The 16,766-nt window shown below is 61.3% G+C and carries 13 protein-coding genes; 11 read left to right on the top strand and 2 right to left on the bottom strand.

Annotated features, from left to right (window positions below; all coding sequences use genetic code 11):
* Positions 1–44 precede the first annotated feature (44 nt).
* The gene (locus tag AD665_RS19875) at positions 45–983 is read right to left on the bottom strand and encodes a LysR family transcriptional regulator (RefSeq protein WP_024781453.1); all 939 of its coding nucleotides are present in this window, start codon (positions 981–983) and stop codon (positions 45–47) included.
* Between the two features lie 112 nt (positions 984–1,095).
* On the opposite strand from AD665_RS19875, the gene AD665_RS19880 reads away from it, so the two are divergent.
* Positions 1,096–2,613 (top strand): CoA-acylating methylmalonate-semialdehyde dehydrogenase, encoded by a 1,518-nt coding sequence (locus AD665_RS19880; RefSeq protein ID WP_053193295.1) that lies wholly within the window; start codon positions 1,096–1,098, stop codon positions 2,611–2,613.
* A gap of 77 nt (positions 2,614–2,690) precedes the next feature.
* Here the strand turns inward: AD665_RS19880 and AD665_RS19885 are convergent, their stop codons facing one another.
* Entirely contained in the window at positions 2,691–3,614 is a 924-nt protein-coding gene (locus tag AD665_RS19885) for a LysR family transcriptional regulator (RefSeq protein WP_053193297.1), read from the bottom strand.
* Positions 3,615–3,726: 112 nt separating this feature from the next.
* Between AD665_RS19885 and AD665_RS19890 the strand changes: the two genes are divergently transcribed.
* From AD665_RS19890 to AD665_RS19935, 10 genes are all read left to right on the top strand, one after another.
* Positions 3,727–4,722, top strand: coding sequence for an aldo/keto reductase (locus AD665_RS19890; protein ID WP_053193299.1), 996 nt, complete (start codon positions 3,727–3,729; stop codon positions 4,720–4,722).
* A gap of 350 nt (positions 4,723–5,072) precedes the next feature.
* A complete protein-coding gene (locus AD665_RS19895; RefSeq protein ID WP_024781153.1) occupies positions 5,073–6,947 on the top strand; it encodes a 3-dehydroquinate synthase in 1,875 nt (624 codons plus the stop codon).
* The gene (locus AD665_RS19900) at positions 6,944–7,834 is read left to right on the top strand and encodes a UbiA family prenyltransferase (RefSeq protein WP_024781154.1); all 891 of its coding nucleotides are present in this window, start codon (positions 6,944–6,946) and stop codon (positions 7,832–7,834) included. Before AD665_RS19895 ends, AD665_RS19900 begins: the two co-directional genes overlap by 4 nt.
* A complete protein-coding gene (locus tag AD665_RS19905) occupies positions 7,831–8,604 on the top strand; it encodes an EboA domain-containing protein (protein WP_053193301.1) in 774 nt (257 codons plus the stop codon). Before AD665_RS19900 ends, AD665_RS19905 begins: the two co-directional genes overlap by 4 nt.
* A 38-nt stretch (positions 8,605–8,642) precedes the next feature.
* The gene (locus AD665_RS19910; protein ID WP_024781156.1) at positions 8,643–9,527 is read left to right on the top strand and encodes a TatD family hydrolase; all 885 of its coding nucleotides are present in this window, start codon (positions 8,643–8,645) and stop codon (positions 9,525–9,527) included.
* The gene (eboE, locus tag AD665_RS19915; RefSeq protein ID WP_053193303.1) at positions 9,524–10,753 is read left to right on the top strand and encodes a metabolite traffic protein EboE; all 1,230 of its coding nucleotides are present in this window, start codon (positions 9,524–9,526) and stop codon (positions 10,751–10,753) included. The genes AD665_RS19910 and eboE overlap by 4 nt, the downstream gene beginning before the upstream one ends.
* Complete coding sequence (locus tag AD665_RS19920; RefSeq protein ID WP_024781158.1) at positions 10,743–12,197, top strand: alkaline phosphatase family protein; 1,455 nt, start codon at positions 10,743–10,745, stop codon at positions 12,195–12,197. The genes eboE and AD665_RS19920 overlap by 11 nt, the downstream gene beginning before the upstream one ends.
* A complete protein-coding gene (locus AD665_RS19925; protein ID WP_024781159.1) occupies positions 12,167–13,306 on the top strand; it encodes a hypothetical protein in 1,140 nt (379 codons plus the stop codon). The genes AD665_RS19920 and AD665_RS19925 overlap by 31 nt, the downstream gene beginning before the upstream one ends.
* 12 nt (positions 13,307–13,318) lie before the next feature.
* Complete coding sequence (locus AD665_RS19930) at positions 13,319–15,700, top strand: hypothetical protein (protein WP_053193306.1); 2,382 nt, start codon at positions 13,319–13,321, stop codon at positions 15,698–15,700.
* 62 nt (positions 15,701–15,762) lie between these two features.
* Positions 15,763–16,683 carry a hypothetical protein gene (locus AD665_RS19935; protein WP_053193309.1) on the top strand — a complete coding sequence of 307 codons (921 nt, stop codon included), beginning with the start codon at positions 15,763–15,765 and terminating at the stop codon, positions 16,681–16,683.
* The last annotated feature ends 83 nt before the right edge of the window (positions 16,684–16,766 follow it).

A 16,766-nucleotide genomic window follows, 5' to 3' on the forward strand; every position in this document is an offset into this window, starting at 1 on the left:
GCGAGCAAGCTCGGCTCCCACAAGTGTTTTGCATCGACACATAATCAGTCCGCCACAAAACCCTCTGCAAACGTCTCCCGCAGCCAGGCTGTAAACACACTCACCGCCCGTGGCACATGGGCAGAGTAAGGACGAATAGCGTACAAGTGGGAAGCAAAAGCCCCGGTCGACTCCCAGTCGGGCATCACCTCGACGAGCGTGCCGTCACGCAAAGCGGCTTGTGCGCTGAAGTCCGGCAGCAAGGTGATGCCTAATCCGCAGAGTGCCGCCTCGCGCAACGCTTCGCTGTTGTTGGCGGAAAAAACGCCGACGACCGGCACCGTCGTACGAGGGTGATCGGGCGCCGCGTTCCTTGGCACGAAATGCCAGACCGGCTGACCCTGGCGCAGATAGTAAAGACAATCCTGATCCACCAGCATGTGGGGCTCCGTAGGTGTTCCTCGACGCTCCAGATACTCGCGACTGGCAACCAGCAGCGTGCGTGTTCGGCAAAGCGGCAAGGCAACATGGGTATCAGGTGGAGTCTGTGTATGGCGGATGGCGAGGTCGAATCCTTCCGTGGCCAGAGCGCTGATGTTGTTCAACATGGACAGCTCGACGCGAACCTCCGGATAGGCCTGAAAGAAGGTCGCCAGCCTCGGCATCAATTGCTGCCGGGCCAATGCGACAGGGGCCGTGATCCGAAGCAATCCCCGAGGCGTTTGTGCAAGGTCCTGGACACTGGCAAAACTATGGGCGATTGCACCGAAGGCCGTGCGGGTTTCCTCTACCAGGCCACGGCCGGCATCGGTGAGGCGCACGCTGCGCGTGGTCCGCTGCACCAGGGCAATCCCGGCTTGCCGTTCCAGCTCGGCGATGTGCTGACTCATCGCTGCCTTGCTGACCCCCAGACGGCGTGCCGCCGCGGTAAAACTCCCCTGCTCCGACAACACGGTGAGCCAATGGAGTTGGTTCCAGGGAATGTCGAGAGGTGACTTTTTCATAGGGTGATTGTTTGCCGATGTGAACAATGAGTTCAATCTTAGACGGCTAGGCGCGCCAGCGCACCCTTCCTACACTCTCGACGGTCCCCTACCCCCTCATCGGAGAGATTGCATGACTGGCCCTGTTTCCCCAATCGATCACTACATCCATGGTCGCCACGTCCCGAATACCTCCGGGCGTTCGCAGGACGTGTTCAACCCAGCCACTGGCAGGGTCACCGGCCGTGCGGGCCTGGCCGGTGTCGATCAGGTCAATGCTGCCGTGCAGTCGGCCGCCGAGGCATTTCCCAAGTGGGCCGACACGCCGCCAATACGGCGGGCCCGCGTCATGTTCAAGTTTCTCGAGTTGCTGAACCAACACCGCGACGAACTCGCCCGGCTGATCACGGCGGAGCACGGCAAAGTGTTCACCGATGCCCAGGGCGAAGTCTCCCGGGGTATCGATATCGTCGAATTTGCCTGTGGCATGCCGCAGCTGTTGAAAGGCGATTTCACCGAGCAAGTGTCCACCGGAATGGACAACTGGACCCTGCGCCAACCGCTGGGCGTCGTGGCCGGTATCACGCCGTTCAACTTCCCGGTGATGGTGCCCATGTGGATGTTCCCGGTGGCTATCGCGGCGGGCAATACCTTCGTGCTCAAGCCAAGCCCGACCGATCCGTCACCGTCGTTGTTCATCGCCGATCTGTTCAAGGAAGCCGGATTGCCGGACGGCGTGTTCAACGTCGTGCAAGGCGACAAGGAAGCGGTCGATGCACTGCTCGATCACCCTGAAGTCAAGGCCGTGAGCTTTGTCGGCTCGACACCGATCGCCAACTACATCTACGAAACCGGCGCGCGCCAGGGCAAGCGCGTGCAAGCCCTGGGCGGCGCGAAAAACCACATGGTGGTGATGCCAGACGCCGACATCGACCAGGTGGTCGACGCGCTGATCGGCGCGGCTTTCGGCTCTGCCGGCGAACGTTGCATGGCGATCTCGGTGGCAGTGTTTGTCGGTGATGTCGCCGACAAAGTCATGCCGAAACTGGTGGAGCGCACCCGGGCGCTGAAAATCCTCAACGGCATGGACCTGACGGCCGAACTGGGCCCGATCGTGTCGAAAGCGGCGCACCAACGCATCACCGGCTACATCGAACAGGGCATTGCCGAAGGCGCCGAGATGTTGGTCGACGGTCGCGATTTCCGCGGCGCCGAAGCCGGCGAAGGGTGCGAGGAGGGTTTCTGGCTGGGCGGCACGCTCTTCGACCACGTCACGCCGCACATGAGCATCTACAAGGACGAGATCTTCGGTCCCGTATTGGGTTGCCTGCGGGTCAACGATCTGAAGGAAGCCGTCGACCTGATCAACGCCCACGAATTCGGCAACGGCGTGGCCTGCTTCACCCGCGACGGCAACGTGGCACGGGAGTTCAGCCGGCGCATCCAGGTCGGGATGGTGGGTATCAACGTCCCGATCCCGGTGCCCATGGCGTGGCACGGTTTCGGCGGCTGGAAGCGCAGCCTGTTCGGCGACATGCATGCGTATGGCGAAGAAGGCGTGCGTTTCTACACCAAGCAGAAGTCGATCATGCAGCGCTGGCCCGAAAGCATCGACAAGGGTGCCGAATTCGTGATGCCGACGGCGAAATAGCGAGTCCGCCATGCCCTGGCGCAACTACTCCGGTAGTGGCGCCAGGAGCTGTCAGCGTCGGACTCGTCATGCCCGCACTAGATTCTGACCATCAACTCTCCCCGCCTGTCTGCCTCCCCGTGTAACACCTCAATCACCCAGTCGATGAACACCCGCACCCGTGGCGACAGCTGTCGATGGGGTGGATACACCGCTGAAATCGGCCAAAGCGGCACCACGTATTCGCTCAGGACCTGAACCAGGCGTCCCTCGGCCAACTGCCGCTGAACGTGGTAACGCGGTACCTGGATCAAGCCGAATCCCGCCCCGCAAGCGCTGACGTAGGCATCGGCATTGTTGACGGTCAACTCGCCCGGCATTTGCCACTCGCGCACCTGCCCTGCCACCTCGAATTCGAAAGGGAAATATCGACCATTGCCGGACGCGAAGCTGATGGCGCGGTGCGTCGCCAGATCCTCCAATTGTCGAGGCGTGCCCCAGCGGGCCAGGTAGTCGGGGCTGGCGCAGGTCAGCTGATGCAGCCGCACGATGGGCCGTGCCACCAATGCTTGGTCGGTGATGTTGCCGGCGCGGATTGCGCAATCCACGCCTTCGCGCTGCAGATGCACTTGCCGGTCGTGAAAGCCGATGTCCAGTTGCAGCGCCGGATAGCGCCGATAAAAATCCGCCAGACGCGGCAGGATCCAGTGGCAACCGAAGGCGATGGGCATGTCCACCCGCAAGGTGCCGCGCGGCTGGCTCCGTTGGGCCGACAGTGACCCCTCAAGGTCATCGAGATCGTCCAGCAGTTGGCCGCAACGCTGGTAATAGGCTTCGCCATCGAGCGTGGCGCGCACCTGTCGCGTGGTGCGCTGCAGCAGTTGCACGCCCAGGTGTGCTTCGAGCTGCTGAATCAGCAGGCTGACGGTGGCTCGGGGCAGTTCAAGGTCATCGGCGGCCTTGCCGAATCCGCCCAGTTCGACAATGCGCCTGAATACCTTCATGGCCTGTAAACGGTCCATTGGATCGCCTCATTATTCAGAAATTACGAATAGTTAAACCAACATTTGCAGATTTATCCATGTATTCGTTTACCGGAAACTGAGCGTGTCATTCATCTGCAGGAGCAAAACCATGAAAACCCGCCAACTGGGCCACCAAGGTCCCCACGTTTCGGCCATCGGTCTGGGCTGCATGGGCATGTCGGATTTCTATACCACCGGCGTCGACGAACGGGAGTCGATTGCCACGCTGCATCGAGCGCTGGAGCTGGGGGTGACGATGTTCGACACTGCCGATATGTATGGCCCCCACACCAATGAGGAACTCCTCGGTCGGGCCTTGAAAGGCAAGCGCGACAGCCTCTACCTGGCCACCAAGTTCGGCCTGGTGCGCAGCAGCGACCCCCATGCCCGAGGTGTCAATGGCCGTCCCGAATACGTCAGGCAATCCGTCGATGGCAGCCTCAAGCGTCTGGACACCGATTACATCGATCTCTATTACCAACACCGCATCGACCCTCAGGTGCCGATTGAAGACACCATCGGGACCATGGCCGAGCTGGTCAAGGCCGGCAAGGTCCGACAGATCGGTATTTCCGAGGCCAGCGCCGACACCATCCGAAGGGCGCACGCAGTGCATCCACTGGCAGCGGTGCAAAGCGAATACTCGTTGTGGTCACGCGAGCCCGAACACAATGAGGTGCTCGAGACTTGCCGTCGCCTGGGCATCGCGTTTGTTGCCTACAGCCCGTTGGGTCGGGGTTTTCTGACCGGCGAACTGAAAACACCGGAGGACTTCGCCCCCGATGATTATCGCCGCTTCAGCCCGCGCTTCCAGGCAGACAATTTCAACCGAAACCTGATGCTGGTGGACAAGGTCAAGGCACTGGCCGTGGACAAACACATCAGTGCTTCACAACTGGCCCTGGCGTGGGTGTTGGCTCAAGGCGACCACATCATCCCGATCCCAGGGACCAAACAGCGCAAATACCTGGAGAGCAATGTGGCGGCTGCCGAGGTGGTCTTGAGTGCCGATGAACTCGCCCAGCTGGATGAGATTTTCGGCGCCAACCAGGCGGTGGCGGGCGAGCGATACGATGCCCGGACGATGACGTTGCTGAACGGTTGAGTGGAGCGACACTGCTGACATCGCCGTCGGATGAGCCATCGCTATCGCGAGCAGGCTCGCTCCCACCTGGGACTTGGGTGTGCGCGGTATTTGCGTACGCCACCGGTCCCTGTGGGAGCCAGGCTTGCCCGCGATGGCGGCGGCACATGTCGGTGGAAAATCACTTTGCCATCAAATCGCCTTGCAAAAAGACAATGCCCGTCTAGATTCAAAACTGTCTTCACAAGCGCAACCCAACGCACTTGGGCCAGCCCCTCAAACGAGAGCCTCTATCGACCTGAAAACCGCCAGACGCTGCTTTTAGATTACTGACACGGAACGAGTCAAAAATATAAAAGAGGGATGCTTTGATGAAGCGTAGCCGGTGGTTTCGTGCACTCTCACAAAAAGGTCCAGCCACGCCTTTCTGGCTGTCACTGATCTGCTTCTCAGGCCTGGTGATCGCCAGCTTCCTGCTGTTCGAACAGCAGATCCAGGACTTCCTGACCCATCTCAATCTGTACCTGCCTACGACGCCGTCCCAGAAACTCAACCTGGCGCTGCTGCTGATCACCCTGCTGGCACTGGATGTGGTGTTGCCGGTGCCGTCGAGCATGGTCGCGCTGCTGGCCGTGGCGATGCTTGGCTCCATCGGTGGCTACCTGGTCATTTTCCTCGGGCTGTGCCTGGGGGCCGGGTTGGGCTATGCCTTGGGAGCCGGATATTTCCGCTTGCTGTCCGGCCGCTTGGGTCTGCATCAGCGGCAGCCGGGACAACTGGCGTATCGGTTGGGCACGCTGTCGTTGATCTGCCTGCGGGGCGTACCGGTGTTGGCAGAAACCTCGGTGGTGGCCGCCGGGATGCAACGCTATCCCCTGCGTGCGTTCGTGCCGGTGATTGTCCTGGCCAATGCCGGCCTGGCGCTGGCCTATAGCGCCATTGGCAGCTTTCTCGTCGAGCAGAATGCATTGCTGGTGACCCTACTCGCCAGCATGGTCTTGCCCGGGTTGTTCATTGCCGGCTACAGCCTGTTCAAGACCCTGCGCGATCGCGACACCGAACACCCCCTGCGCGGACGTTTCGAGGTCAGTTACGACTACCCGGTGATATTCACCGATCATCTGTTCGACCCGCTCAATCCCTGCCTTCACCGCCAACTCACCACCCGACAACGAGGTCCGGTGACGGTCCTGGTGTTCGCCGATGAACAACTGCTGCATAGCGTCCCATCGTTGCGGGAACAGATCGATGCCTATTTCGCCGCCTACCCTGTCGACCTGCATCTGCAGGCGCCACCGATTGCGGTACCGGCTGGCGAACTGAGCAAGGACTCCCAGGTGTTGCAGCAGCTCTACAGCGACATGCTGCTGCATGGCCTGGACCGCCATTGCTATGTGCTGGCCCTGGGCGGTGGTGCGGTGCTGGATGCGGTGGGTTATGCCTGCGCCACCTTCCACCGCGGCATGCGCCTGATCCGCATTCCGAGCACGGTGCTGGCCCAGAACGACGCGGGCATCGGCGTGAAGAACGGCATCAACGCCTTCGGCCAGAAGAACCTCCTTGGCGCGTTCTACCCTGCCACGGCGGTGATCAACGATTTCCAGCTGCTGATCAGCCTCAGCCGACGCGACCAGATCGCCGGACTGGCCGAAGCGGTGAAAGTAGCGCTGATCAAGGACCAGGCCTTTTTCCAATGGATGGAGCAACAGGCCGACGCCCTCGCCCGCTTCGATCATGCCGCCAGCCGCTATGCCATCCGCCGCTGCGCCGAGCTGCACCTGGCGCACATTACCGGGGCCGGCGACCCGTTCGAGCGCGGCAACGGTCGCCCGTTGGACTACGGCCACTGGGCGGCGCACAAGCTGGAAAATCTCAGCCAACACCGGCTGCGCCATGGTGAAGCGGTGGCGGTAGGCATCGCCTTGGACAGCCTGTATGCCAACACCTTGGGACTGTTGAGCGATGCCGACAGCGAGCGCATTCTGCGCCTGCTGCTCAAGCTCGGCTTCAGCCTCAACCCCGCGGAATTGAACCTCAAGGATGCACAGGGTCGTTCGCGAGTGTTGCTCGGCCTGGAAGAGTTCCGCCAGCACTTGGGCGGGCAACTCTCTATCCCCATGCTCAATCGGATCGGCGAATCCCTGGACCTGCACGAGATCGATGCCGCTCGAATGGAGCAGGCATTGCAGCGGTTGTCTGCCCTTGATGATCCGGCGCTTACCCTTAGCGAAGGCTGCGCGCAATGAGCCAGGCACCGCTGAATATCAAGACCTGGATGACCCTGGGCCGGGTCTCCAACCTGCCCACGGTGTGGACCAACACCCTGGCCGCCGCCCTGCTCGCCAGCAGCGCCGGAGCCCTGGCGCCGCCGTCGTCCCTGGTGTGGCTCCTGCTGCTGGCCGCCCTGTCGCTGCTGTACCTGGCCGGCATGTTGTTGAATGACCTGCTGGACGCCGACTGGGACCAACAACACCATAACCCCCGCCCCATCACCCTGGGTCTGGTCAGCCGCCAGCAGGTGCGGTGGGCTACTGCATTGCTGCTGATGCTGGCTGCCGCGGCACTGCTGGGGCTGAGTCGGTTGATTGATCAACCGCACTGGATGCTGGGCAGCGCCATCCTGCTGGTGGGCTGCATCCTGGGCTACAACGTACTGCACAAGAAGTACGCCCACAGCGTCTGGCTGATGGGCGCCTGCCGCTCGGCGCTCTACCTCACGGCGGCGGCCAGCCTGGCGATTCCGCCGGGGCCGATCTGGCTGTGCGCGATTCTGCTCGGCGTCTACATCAGCGGCCTGACCTATCTGGCCCGCCAGGAACACCGTAATCAATTGCTCAGCCGCTTGCCCTTGCTGCTGATGCTAAGCCCGTTGGTGCTGGCGTTCTACTCCAATAGCCTCTGGTTCTGGCCGGTCATGCTGCTCTGGCTGGGATGGCTGGGCCGCAATTACTGGCGTCATCTGGCGAACCCACGGCAACGGCAGGTACGTGCGTTTATCGGCGCCGGTCTGGCGGCCCTTCCATTGTTCGATGCCCTGGTGCTGGCCGTGGCTGACCAGCCATTGGGCAGCCTGGCCTGTGTCCTGGTGTTTTTCCTGCTCCCACACTTCCAACGCTGGATCAAACCGACATGAACACGGACGTTACCGCGCCGGCATCGACGGCCCTTGAAATGCGTCAAGATTGCCTCGCTGAACATCGCCAGTTGCTCACTCAGCAACTCGACGATGCCGCACGACAATGGTGGAATCAGGCGCAGGAGCAGCTTGCCCAACGCCCGGACGCGACGACCACGGCGCTGTTGAGCAGCCAGTGCAAGCGTCATCTCAAGGAACATGCACTGCCCGGCAAGGCCGACTGGAGCACCGTGCAGCTCACCCGGGCTTTGCTGCTGGCCCAGGTGCTGGAGCAACAGTGCGCCGCCGAGCAGTCGCCCTTGCTCCGCCAGTTGTTCCTGTGGGGCGACGACCAGGAAAAGATCGCGCTCTTGAAAGCCCTCGATTGGCTCGACAGCCAGGGGGCATGCGTAGAACTTGCCTTGCAAGCCGGGCGCACCAGTAACAGCCAGGTGTTTGCCGCTCTCGCCCTGGACACCTTCTATCCGTCACGTCACTACGACGACCGAGCCTTCCATCAACTGGTGTTGAAGGCGCTGGGCATGGGACTCGATGTGCGGCGCCTGCTCGGCCTGACACAACGGCGCAACGTCAGTCTCAACCAATTGGCCCTCGACCTGCTGGCCGAACAGCTTGCCGCCGAGCGGACGGTGTCCGCCGGGATGCCCCGCATCATCGACTTCGACCTGCTCAGCCCGGCGCAACGCCAGCGCCTGGTCGGCCTGGGCCAGCAGCAACGCCTGCCACCGGAGTGGCACGACGACCTGGCCCACATCTCACTGAACTGATGCTCAACGGTTCCCTGCATTCTTGACGAGGACTCACCATGCCCAAGTACTTCGATCCGCACATTCATATGGTCAGCCGCACCACCGATGACTACCAGAACATGGCGGCCGCCGGCATCACCGGGGTCATCGAGCCGGCCTTCTGGCAGGGCCAGGCCAGGACCAGTGTCGGCAGTTTCATCGACTACTTCGACACCCTGCTGGGCTGGGAACGCTTTCGCGCCAGCATGTTCGGCATCCACCACTTCTGCACCATCGGCCTCAATCCCAAGGAAGCCAATGACCTGTCGATCGCCAACGAAGTGCTGGAGATCCTGCCGCGCTACCTGATGAAAGACGGCGTGGTCGCGGTCGGTGAAATCGGCTATGACGACATCACGCCGGAAGAGGATCGCTTCCTCGCCGCACAACTGGAACTGGCCCGCCAGCTCAATCTGCCGGTACTGGTGCACACCCCGCATCGCGACAAGATCGGTGGTACCAAGCGAACCCTGGCTGTCATTCGTGAAGTCGGGATTGCCGAGCACCTGGTGATCATCGACCACCTCAACGAGTTGACCCTGCCCCTGGTGCTGGATACCGACTGCTGGCGCGGCCATTCCATCTACCCCAATACCAAGATGTCGGAACAACGCATGGTCGCCCTGCTGCAGCAGTACGGCACCGAGAAAATGGTGGTCAACAGCGCCGCCGACTGGGGCATCAGCGACCCGCTGAAGGTGCCGAAAACCGGCCAGGCCATGTTGGCGGCCGGCTTCAGTGAAACGCAAGTCGAGCAGGTGCTGTTCCACAACCCGGTGGACTTCTTTGCCCAGAGCGGCCAATTGGACAAGGCCCTGGTCAGCACCCCGTTGCCCATCGACCAGCGTCGGCAGTGGCAGGAAAACTCCGCTCTGCGCGGCCAGGAACCGGTGATCAAATGAACGCCGACACCGGTTGGCAGCCCGCGCAGGTCGGCTATTGCAGCAACGTGCACCCGACCCGGGACCTGGCCGGGCTGCGGTCTTCCATCGAGCAGCATTTCAAGGGTGTGCGCACGTTGCGCAGGCTCGACGAACAGGACAGCGGCCTGTGGATCAGCGCTCTCGCCGCCGCCGAACTGCAACAAGCGTCGGCGCGCATGGACTTTCTGAACCTGCTGCGATGCAGCGGGCTGCGCCTGACCTCGCTCAACGGTTTTCCCTATGGCCAGTTTCATCACGCCGCGGTGAAGGCCGAGGTCTACCTGCCCAATTGGGCCGACCCGAAGCGGCTGGTGTACAGCCTGAACCTGGCGAGGATCCTTGCCGAAGCCTTGCCGGCGGACTGCTGCCAGGGGGTAATTTCCACCGTGCCACTGGGGTACACCGCCCACTGGAACGCAATCTTGCACCGGCGCGCCGAGCATCAGTTGCGCCAACTCACGGCCTCGCTGCACAGGCTGCATCAGGAGACCGGCAAGAAGATCGTGTTCTGCCTGGAGATGGAACCGGACTGTGTGCTGGAACACACCGACCAGGCCATCGCCTTCTTCCACCGCCTGCAGGCCAGCGATCCGCACCATGATCATCTGGCGCTGTGTTTTGACGTGTGCCACCAGGCCGTGGTCTTCGAGGACTGTTATCAGTCACTGGATAAGCTGCGCCAGGCGCGGGTGCCCGTGGGCAAGATCCAGCTGTCCAACGCCTTGATCTGCCAACTGCCCCAGGATGTCGAGCGCCGCGAACAGGTCCTCAAGACCCTGGGCGATTTTGCCGAAGCCACCTACCTGCATCAGGTGAAAGCCCGCGACGGGCAGGATCGTCTATCGGCCTGGGCAGACCTCCCCGCCGCCCTCGACGAATGCGCGAGGAACCCCGGGCAACACCCCGAGTTGCGGATCCATTTCCACGTTCCGCTGTTCAGCGAGCACTTGCTGCTGCCTGAACTCAGCGGCAGCCAGATCGCCCTGGCACAGACCTTCGATTTTCTCGCCGGCCACGAGGATTTCCGTCCGGTACTGGAAGTGGAAACCTACAGCTGGGGCGTCCTGCCCGAGCAGATGCGACCCACCACCGCCCATGCCCAGCTCCAGGGTATCGCCAGGGAACTGCGCTGGGTCGAAGAGCAACTGCGCCAACGGCAACTGCTGCAACCCCAAGCGCCGGAGGCGTATGCCAATGCCCGCTGAGCGCCCGCGCCAACCGCTGCTGCTGATCAACGTGGTAGGGCTGACCCCGGCGCTGCTGGGCGCGTCGACGCCACACATCAATGCCCTGCTGAAGACGGCCAAGATGGCGACCCTGCAACCGGTGTTCCCGGCCGTCACCTCGTCGGTGCAAGCCTCGATCCTCACCGGGCTTGCACCCTCTGAACACGGCATTGTCGGCAACGGCTGGTATTTTCGCGACCAGGCCGAAGTACGTTTCTGGCTGCAGCCCAACGCCCTGATCCAGGGTGAAAAGGTCTGGCACGCGCTCAAGCGCCGGCTGCCGGGGTTTCGCTGCAGCCAGTTGTTCTGGTGGTACAACATGTACGCGGACGTGGACGCCGCCATCACCCCGCGCCCGCACTATCCCGCCGATGGTCGCAAGATGTTCGGCCTGTATTCGGCACCGCCCACGTTGCATGAACGTATCGAACAGCAGATCGGCGAGTTCCCCTTCCCAGCCTTCTGGGGACCGGCCGCCGGCATCGCGTCGAGCCGCTGGATCGTCGACTGTGCCATCGCCGAATTCGCCATCAACCGTCCCGACCTGCAGTTGATCTACCTGCCTCACCTGGACTACAGCCTGCAACGCCTGGGCCCTGATCATCCGTCGATTGCCGGGGAAGTGCGTGCCATCGACAGTGAGGTGGGTCGTCTGCTGGACTTTGCCCAGGCGCAAGGCGCAGCGGTGATGTTGCTCTCCGAATACGGCATCGAGGCTGTCCGCCAATCGGTGTCCATCAACCGCTTGTTGCGCTCGGAAGGGTTATTGCAGGTCCGGCAATCCCTGAGCTGGGAACTGCTCGACCCCGGCGCCAGTGCCGCGTTCGCCGTCGCCGATCATCAGATCGCCCATGTCTATGTGAAACAGGCGCAGGACATTCCTCGGGTCAAGGCGCTGCTGCTGCGCCAACCCGGCATCGAGCAGGTGCTGGATAAAGCCGAACAACGGGCCTGGCATCTGGACCATCCGCGCAGCGGTGAGCTGGTGGTCGTGGCCGAGCCGGGGCATTGGTTCGATTATTACTACTGGTTCGACGACCGCAAGGCGCCTGACTTTGCCCGCACCGTGGACATCCACCGCAAGCCGGGCTACGACCCGCTGGAGCTGTTCATCGACCCGGCCATTCGTTTCCCAAAACTGAAAGTGGCGCGGCGCCTGCTGCAGAAGAAGCTCGGTTTTCGCTACTACATGGACCTGATTCCACTGGACACCGGACTGGTTCGCGGCAGCCATGGACGCCTGCCCGACAGCGAGCTCAACGGCCCGCTGCTCATCACCAATTGTGATCTGCCATTGCCCCAGCAGCTTGCGGCCACGGCGGTGAAACAACTGCTCCTGGAACACTTCCTGGGGCGCCCTCACACCGACACGGCCAATGCCAAGGAGCTTCCATGCGGCGAGCCATTTCCATCACAGTTCTGAGTGCCCTGGCCGGTTTGGCCCAGGCCGAGAACACCGGCCCCTTCAACTGCGACAAATTCCTGCAGTTCGGAACGAACGTCGACCAGACCCGATCCGCGTTCAACACCAGTCCCGAAAACATGGCCTGGAACTGGTTCGTCTGTTTGAACCAGTCCGACGCCAACGGCTACAACCGTCAGTGGGAGTTGTTCAAACCTTCCGATCAGGTCTATCTGGCCAATGGCGCCAACCCCGGCTCGTATTACAGCCGCATGAAACTACCGGATGAGGTGATCAGGCAAGCCCGAGCCCTGGGGCTGAACTCGAATCGTCTGCTGCATAACCTCAACGCCGTGCAGCAGGTCGACGGCCTGAGCCTGGAAATGGGTGGCAAAGCCGTGCCTGAGGCACAAAAAGGTCACGTCGTGCGCTTTCAACTGCTGATGGGCCAGGACACCTACGACTACATCGTCAAAAACAACGTCTACAACGTGGATGGTCAAGCGGCCCTGACGAGCAACCTGAACTTTCCGGCCACGGCCTGGGAGTTGAAAGCCTCCTGGCTGTGGATCGGCACGGACGCGAACTACAAGACGCAGCTGGAAAAAGATGGCTACTACGTGGCCCAGGCCTACTACGCCGTGGGCTCCAGTTATCAGGTCGGTTATGCGGCGTTGAGTGGTTTGCATGTCGTCAACAAGCTGGACGCCAACTGGGTCTGGACCACCTTCGAAAACATCAATAACCACAAGTACACCGTGACCAAGGGCAAGCCACCCAAGCCGATGACAAACCTCACCGGGCCGACACCGGATGCCATACCGGTCAATGCCCGGTTCCAGGCCAGTAACCCGGCGCTGTCGAAGTACGAGCTGATCGGCGTGGAATTCCAACCGATTACCCAGGTCCTGGCGAACTCGCAGCTGGAATCGGCATTCCAGGACTCATCGTCCTGCCTGGCCTGCCACAGCACCGCCGCCTACTCGAAGAACGACGGCTACTTCAATTTCGCCATCCCGAGCTCAGGGGGCCTCACCTACCCCACTGCACCGCTGCCGGACAAAGCCTTCAACGGCTACAACAAGCTGGATTTTGTCTGGTCGCTGAAACGCGCCCAGTGGAAACGCTAAGGAGAGCACGACATGAGCGTATTGAATTTCCCCCGCATCTACCTCAACGGCGAGATGTTCTGGAATCCGCCGACGGCCAACAACAACGATATGTTCCCGCTGTATGACGCAGTAAACATGGACATCAACTGGCCGTTCATGCAGCACTTCGGCATCGACAACAACAACGCCCCCGACACACTGATGCCATGGACCCTCTCGACGCAGCACATGGCTAACATGCCGACCTATGTGCAGCAGGTGCCCGGCAATATCAATCCAAAGCATGACCCCTACATGCCCGCCGAATGGGATCTGTTCGGCGACAACGGTTGCGGCCTGGTGAACTACGGGAAAACCACCTCGACCGTCATCGGCGGCGAATTGCAGGCCAATACCTACATCGACCATGATTCGCTGGTCGGCAAGCCATACCAACTGCTCGGCAGCCCCCTGGGCAGCTCTGCCCCGACTCCGGCGCGCTTCGTGGACATCAGTCCATGGCAGAACACGTTCACGGCGTTGTATTTCGACAAACTGGTGCTGGGGGACGGGTCCTGCGGCCTGACGCTGAACCGCAAGTACCGGATGATGGACCGCTTCCTGAACTTCAGTTGGGGCGCCCTGGGTGGGCTGGTGAATGTCAGCACCACCTGGCAGACCTGCTTCCCCAAGGAGAATCTGGAATGGCTGATCGGCAACTCATCCCTGCTGAACAACCTCCAGCAGCAGATGAAGCAGCAAGGGGCGCAGGGCCTGATGTTCCGGTTTTCCGCCTACCTGACCTGCTACGACAAGAACGGGATATTCAACGATTACCCGCAGCGCCTCAACACCCGTTCCAACAACCCGGAAGTCATGGCGCATGTGCGCGAGCTGTACAAGAAGGGCTTGGACAACGTCAACCAGATTTTCTTCAACCCCGCCTACAGCCGCACCTCGGCGGTGCTGGGCCTGTGGTTCGCCAACGAATACCCCACCGCCCCCGCCGGGCTGCGCCTGGTGCCCAACCAGCCAGTGACGATGACTCAACCGGGGCAGGATGATCAAAGTGCGAGTTTGGGGGTGATCTCGGCGCAGTTCACCGGCAACGTCCTGTCACTGGACCTGAGCAACACGTTTCCATGCTATCCGGTGAACCCCGACGCCGACATCCTCGTTCCAGAGAAATTCAACTCCGGCAGCTACCTGCTGGGCGTCCGCCAGCAAGGGCGATTCACCGCAGCGGCCGGCTTCGGTTTCGAGCAATACCAGCAATCGGCCTTCGAAAAACGTTCGGGCATCCTCGACCTCGTCCTCAGCTCCAATGCCAAGGGAGTACTGCAATCCGGCCCCCTACTCCTGCAACAGCGCAACGCGGCCCCAACCCCTTCGATAATGGCCGCCCATCAGCAACAGTGGACCGCCGAAGTGATCGAGAGCGGCAGCTTCATCGACGTCGGTGAGCGCAAGATAATGAGCATCATGGTGCAGAAAAATGGTCAGCCAGCCGCCAACACCACGTTGTATGTAGCGGAGTATGGCAATCCCTTCATGGTCACCAGCAGCAACTATTACCTGGCATTCAGCAACGCAGCCGACTTCACCCTGTTCTACGACAACCCGACGGACCGCAGCAAGAACACGGCCAATCTGCCGCAGTTCACCGATGCGGCTACGGTCGACCTCTATCGCAGCACCGGCAGCGGTCGTCGGCTGACCGATCTGCAAGACGTGTCCGACCCCGTGGGCTGCCCGGTCTTGTATCAAGACTTCCTCAAACATTCCGGCACACCGGTCGCCGTCGACCTGCGCCCCTGCCTGGTTCTCGATAAGGGTCGCACTGGCACCGGTACACTGCAGGACAAAAAGGCCAGCAGCATCAGTTACTCCTACGCCGTCATCACCACCAACGCCCAAGGCATCGCCCAGATAGGCTACCGGGCAGTGGCGCCGGGCTTCCCCACCCTGCGCTTCTTCGTGCAGGAGAACGGCAAAAATCCGGTCATTCCCTTCAGCTTCCCGATCACCCAGACCTTCGTCGACTTCCTTGCGCCGATACGGGTCCTGCCCGTGGACATGAAGTTGCAAGAGGACTTCATCAGCGCCTGGAATGGCATGTGTACCTCCACGGACGCCCCGGAAAAGATATGGAACACGTTCATCTTTCCAAAGGTCCTGCAAACCTTCTATTACCTGTACCCCATCATGAACAAGTACATGCCGCTCGATTCCCGCACGCGCGTAGAGGGCGCCGTCGATCAGTTGATCATATTGATCAGCAAGGAGAACCAGGATGAGAGCACCCTGGCGATGCCCATCACCCGCGACCTGTCACAAAGCCGCCGCGCCGTACTGGAGCTGTGGGCCAAACGCCTGGTGAAGCTCAACTTTCCGCCCAAGACTCTCAGCATGAGTGACTACAACGGCCTTTGACAATTTCACCCAGGATCACCGGGTGGCAAGCCCGCCACCCGGCACTTCACAGGAGTGTCGATATGAAAGCCAGCATTTTGAGCCGACTGTTGCTACTGATCCTGTTGTTCAGTCCGGGGCTTTTTGCCCAGGACAGCGGTGCGGTTTACTTCACCATGGGGGTGCATAACACCGAAGGCTGTAACGAACAGAACGGCAACTGCATCGCCAAACGCGCACCGGGCGACCCTTCCGATCCGTTTTTCCCGGCGTTCTGGATCAGCGACTGGACCATGTACCGAGTGATGCACAACTACGAGAAGAACCCGCCGCCCTATAGCAACCCACCCACCACCCTCGTTCCGGCGGACTACACCGTCTCCCGGGGCACCAGCTACTACGACACTACTTACATCCCGCCGGATGGTGACGGCTTCGGCGCGATGATGGAGCACTACGAGAAATACTGCCTGCCGATCTTCCCGATCAAGAACAACAACTACACCTGCTCCTTCGTGTCCCTGGGCAACAAGGCGTACTTCCTGACCTATCCGCAGGATCGCCCCAAGGACATGCCAGCCTGCTGCATGTTCTCGCCGATGAACCATCCGCCGCGGCAGGATTTCATCCAGCACCTGCCCTACAGCGCCGCGCGCAGCCAGAACCTCAATGGCAGCGTGCAGGCCTATGCCCTGGACCTCGACTCACCGCAGGGGCCGATCCTGTTCGGCTACGCCTTTTACAAGCAGATGTCGGGACAACCGCCCTACCGGCATCCGCAGTCGTTCTATTTTTCCGGTGACGCCAGCGTCGCCAATGCGCCCATCGTCAGCCAGAACTACACCAACTTCCGCATCGCCAAGCCCGACCCGGCCCAGACCTGGGCACAGGTGGCTGCCATGTGCCCATCGAATCCGCCGCCCTGCCAGTTGTTCGAGCCCCCGGCTTCGCAGAGCAACGGCCAGAAGGCGCAGTGGAACAGGCTGATGCAGCGCAGGCCCTGAAAACTCACAAGGATATGCAAGGGGTATGCGGCAAGGAGACTGTGGCGAGGGCGCTTGCTCCCTTGCCACAACAAACTTCCTCG

The sequence above is a fragment of the Pseudomonas corrugata genome (assembly GCF_001269905.1).
GTDB lineage: Bacteria > Pseudomonadota > Gammaproteobacteria > Pseudomonadales > Pseudomonadaceae > Aquipseudomonas > Aquipseudomonas corrugata.

Coding starts and splice junctions, on each gene's coding strand:
- AD665_RS19875 (WP_024781453.1), bottom strand. CDS start 983: ATGAAAAAGTCACCTCTCGACATTCCCTGGAACCAACTCCATTGGCTC.
- AD665_RS19880 (WP_053193295.1), top strand. CDS start 1,096: ATGACTGGCCCTGTTTCCCCAATCGATCACTACATCCATGGTCGCCAC.
- AD665_RS19885 (WP_053193297.1), bottom strand. CDS start 3,614: ATGGACCGTTTACAGGCCATGAAGGTATTCAGGCGCATTGTCGAACTG.
- AD665_RS19890 (WP_053193299.1), top strand. CDS start 3,727: ATGAAAACCCGCCAACTGGGCCACCAAGGTCCCCACGTTTCGGCCATC.
- AD665_RS19895 (WP_024781153.1), top strand. CDS start 5,073: ATGAAGCGTAGCCGGTGGTTTCGTGCACTCTCACAAAAAGGTCCAGCC.
- AD665_RS19900 (WP_024781154.1), top strand. CDS start 6,944: ATGAGCCAGGCACCGCTGAATATCAAGACCTGGATGACCCTGGGCCGG.
- AD665_RS19905 (WP_053193301.1), top strand. CDS start 7,831: ATGAACACGGACGTTACCGCGCCGGCATCGACGGCCCTTGAAATGCGT.
- AD665_RS19910 (WP_024781156.1), top strand. CDS start 8,643: ATGCCCAAGTACTTCGATCCGCACATTCATATGGTCAGCCGCACCACC.
- eboE (WP_053193303.1), top strand. CDS start 9,524: ATGAACGCCGACACCGGTTGGCAGCCCGCGCAGGTCGGCTATTGCAGC.
- AD665_RS19920 (WP_024781158.1), top strand. CDS start 10,743: ATGCCCGCTGAGCGCCCGCGCCAACCGCTGCTGCTGATCAACGTGGTA.
- AD665_RS19925 (WP_024781159.1), top strand. CDS start 12,167: ATGCGGCGAGCCATTTCCATCACAGTTCTGAGTGCCCTGGCCGGTTTG.
- AD665_RS19930 (WP_053193306.1), top strand. CDS start 13,319: ATGAGCGTATTGAATTTCCCCCGCATCTACCTCAACGGCGAGATGTTC.
- AD665_RS19935 (WP_053193309.1), top strand. CDS start 15,763: ATGAAAGCCAGCATTTTGAGCCGACTGTTGCTACTGATCCTGTTGTTC.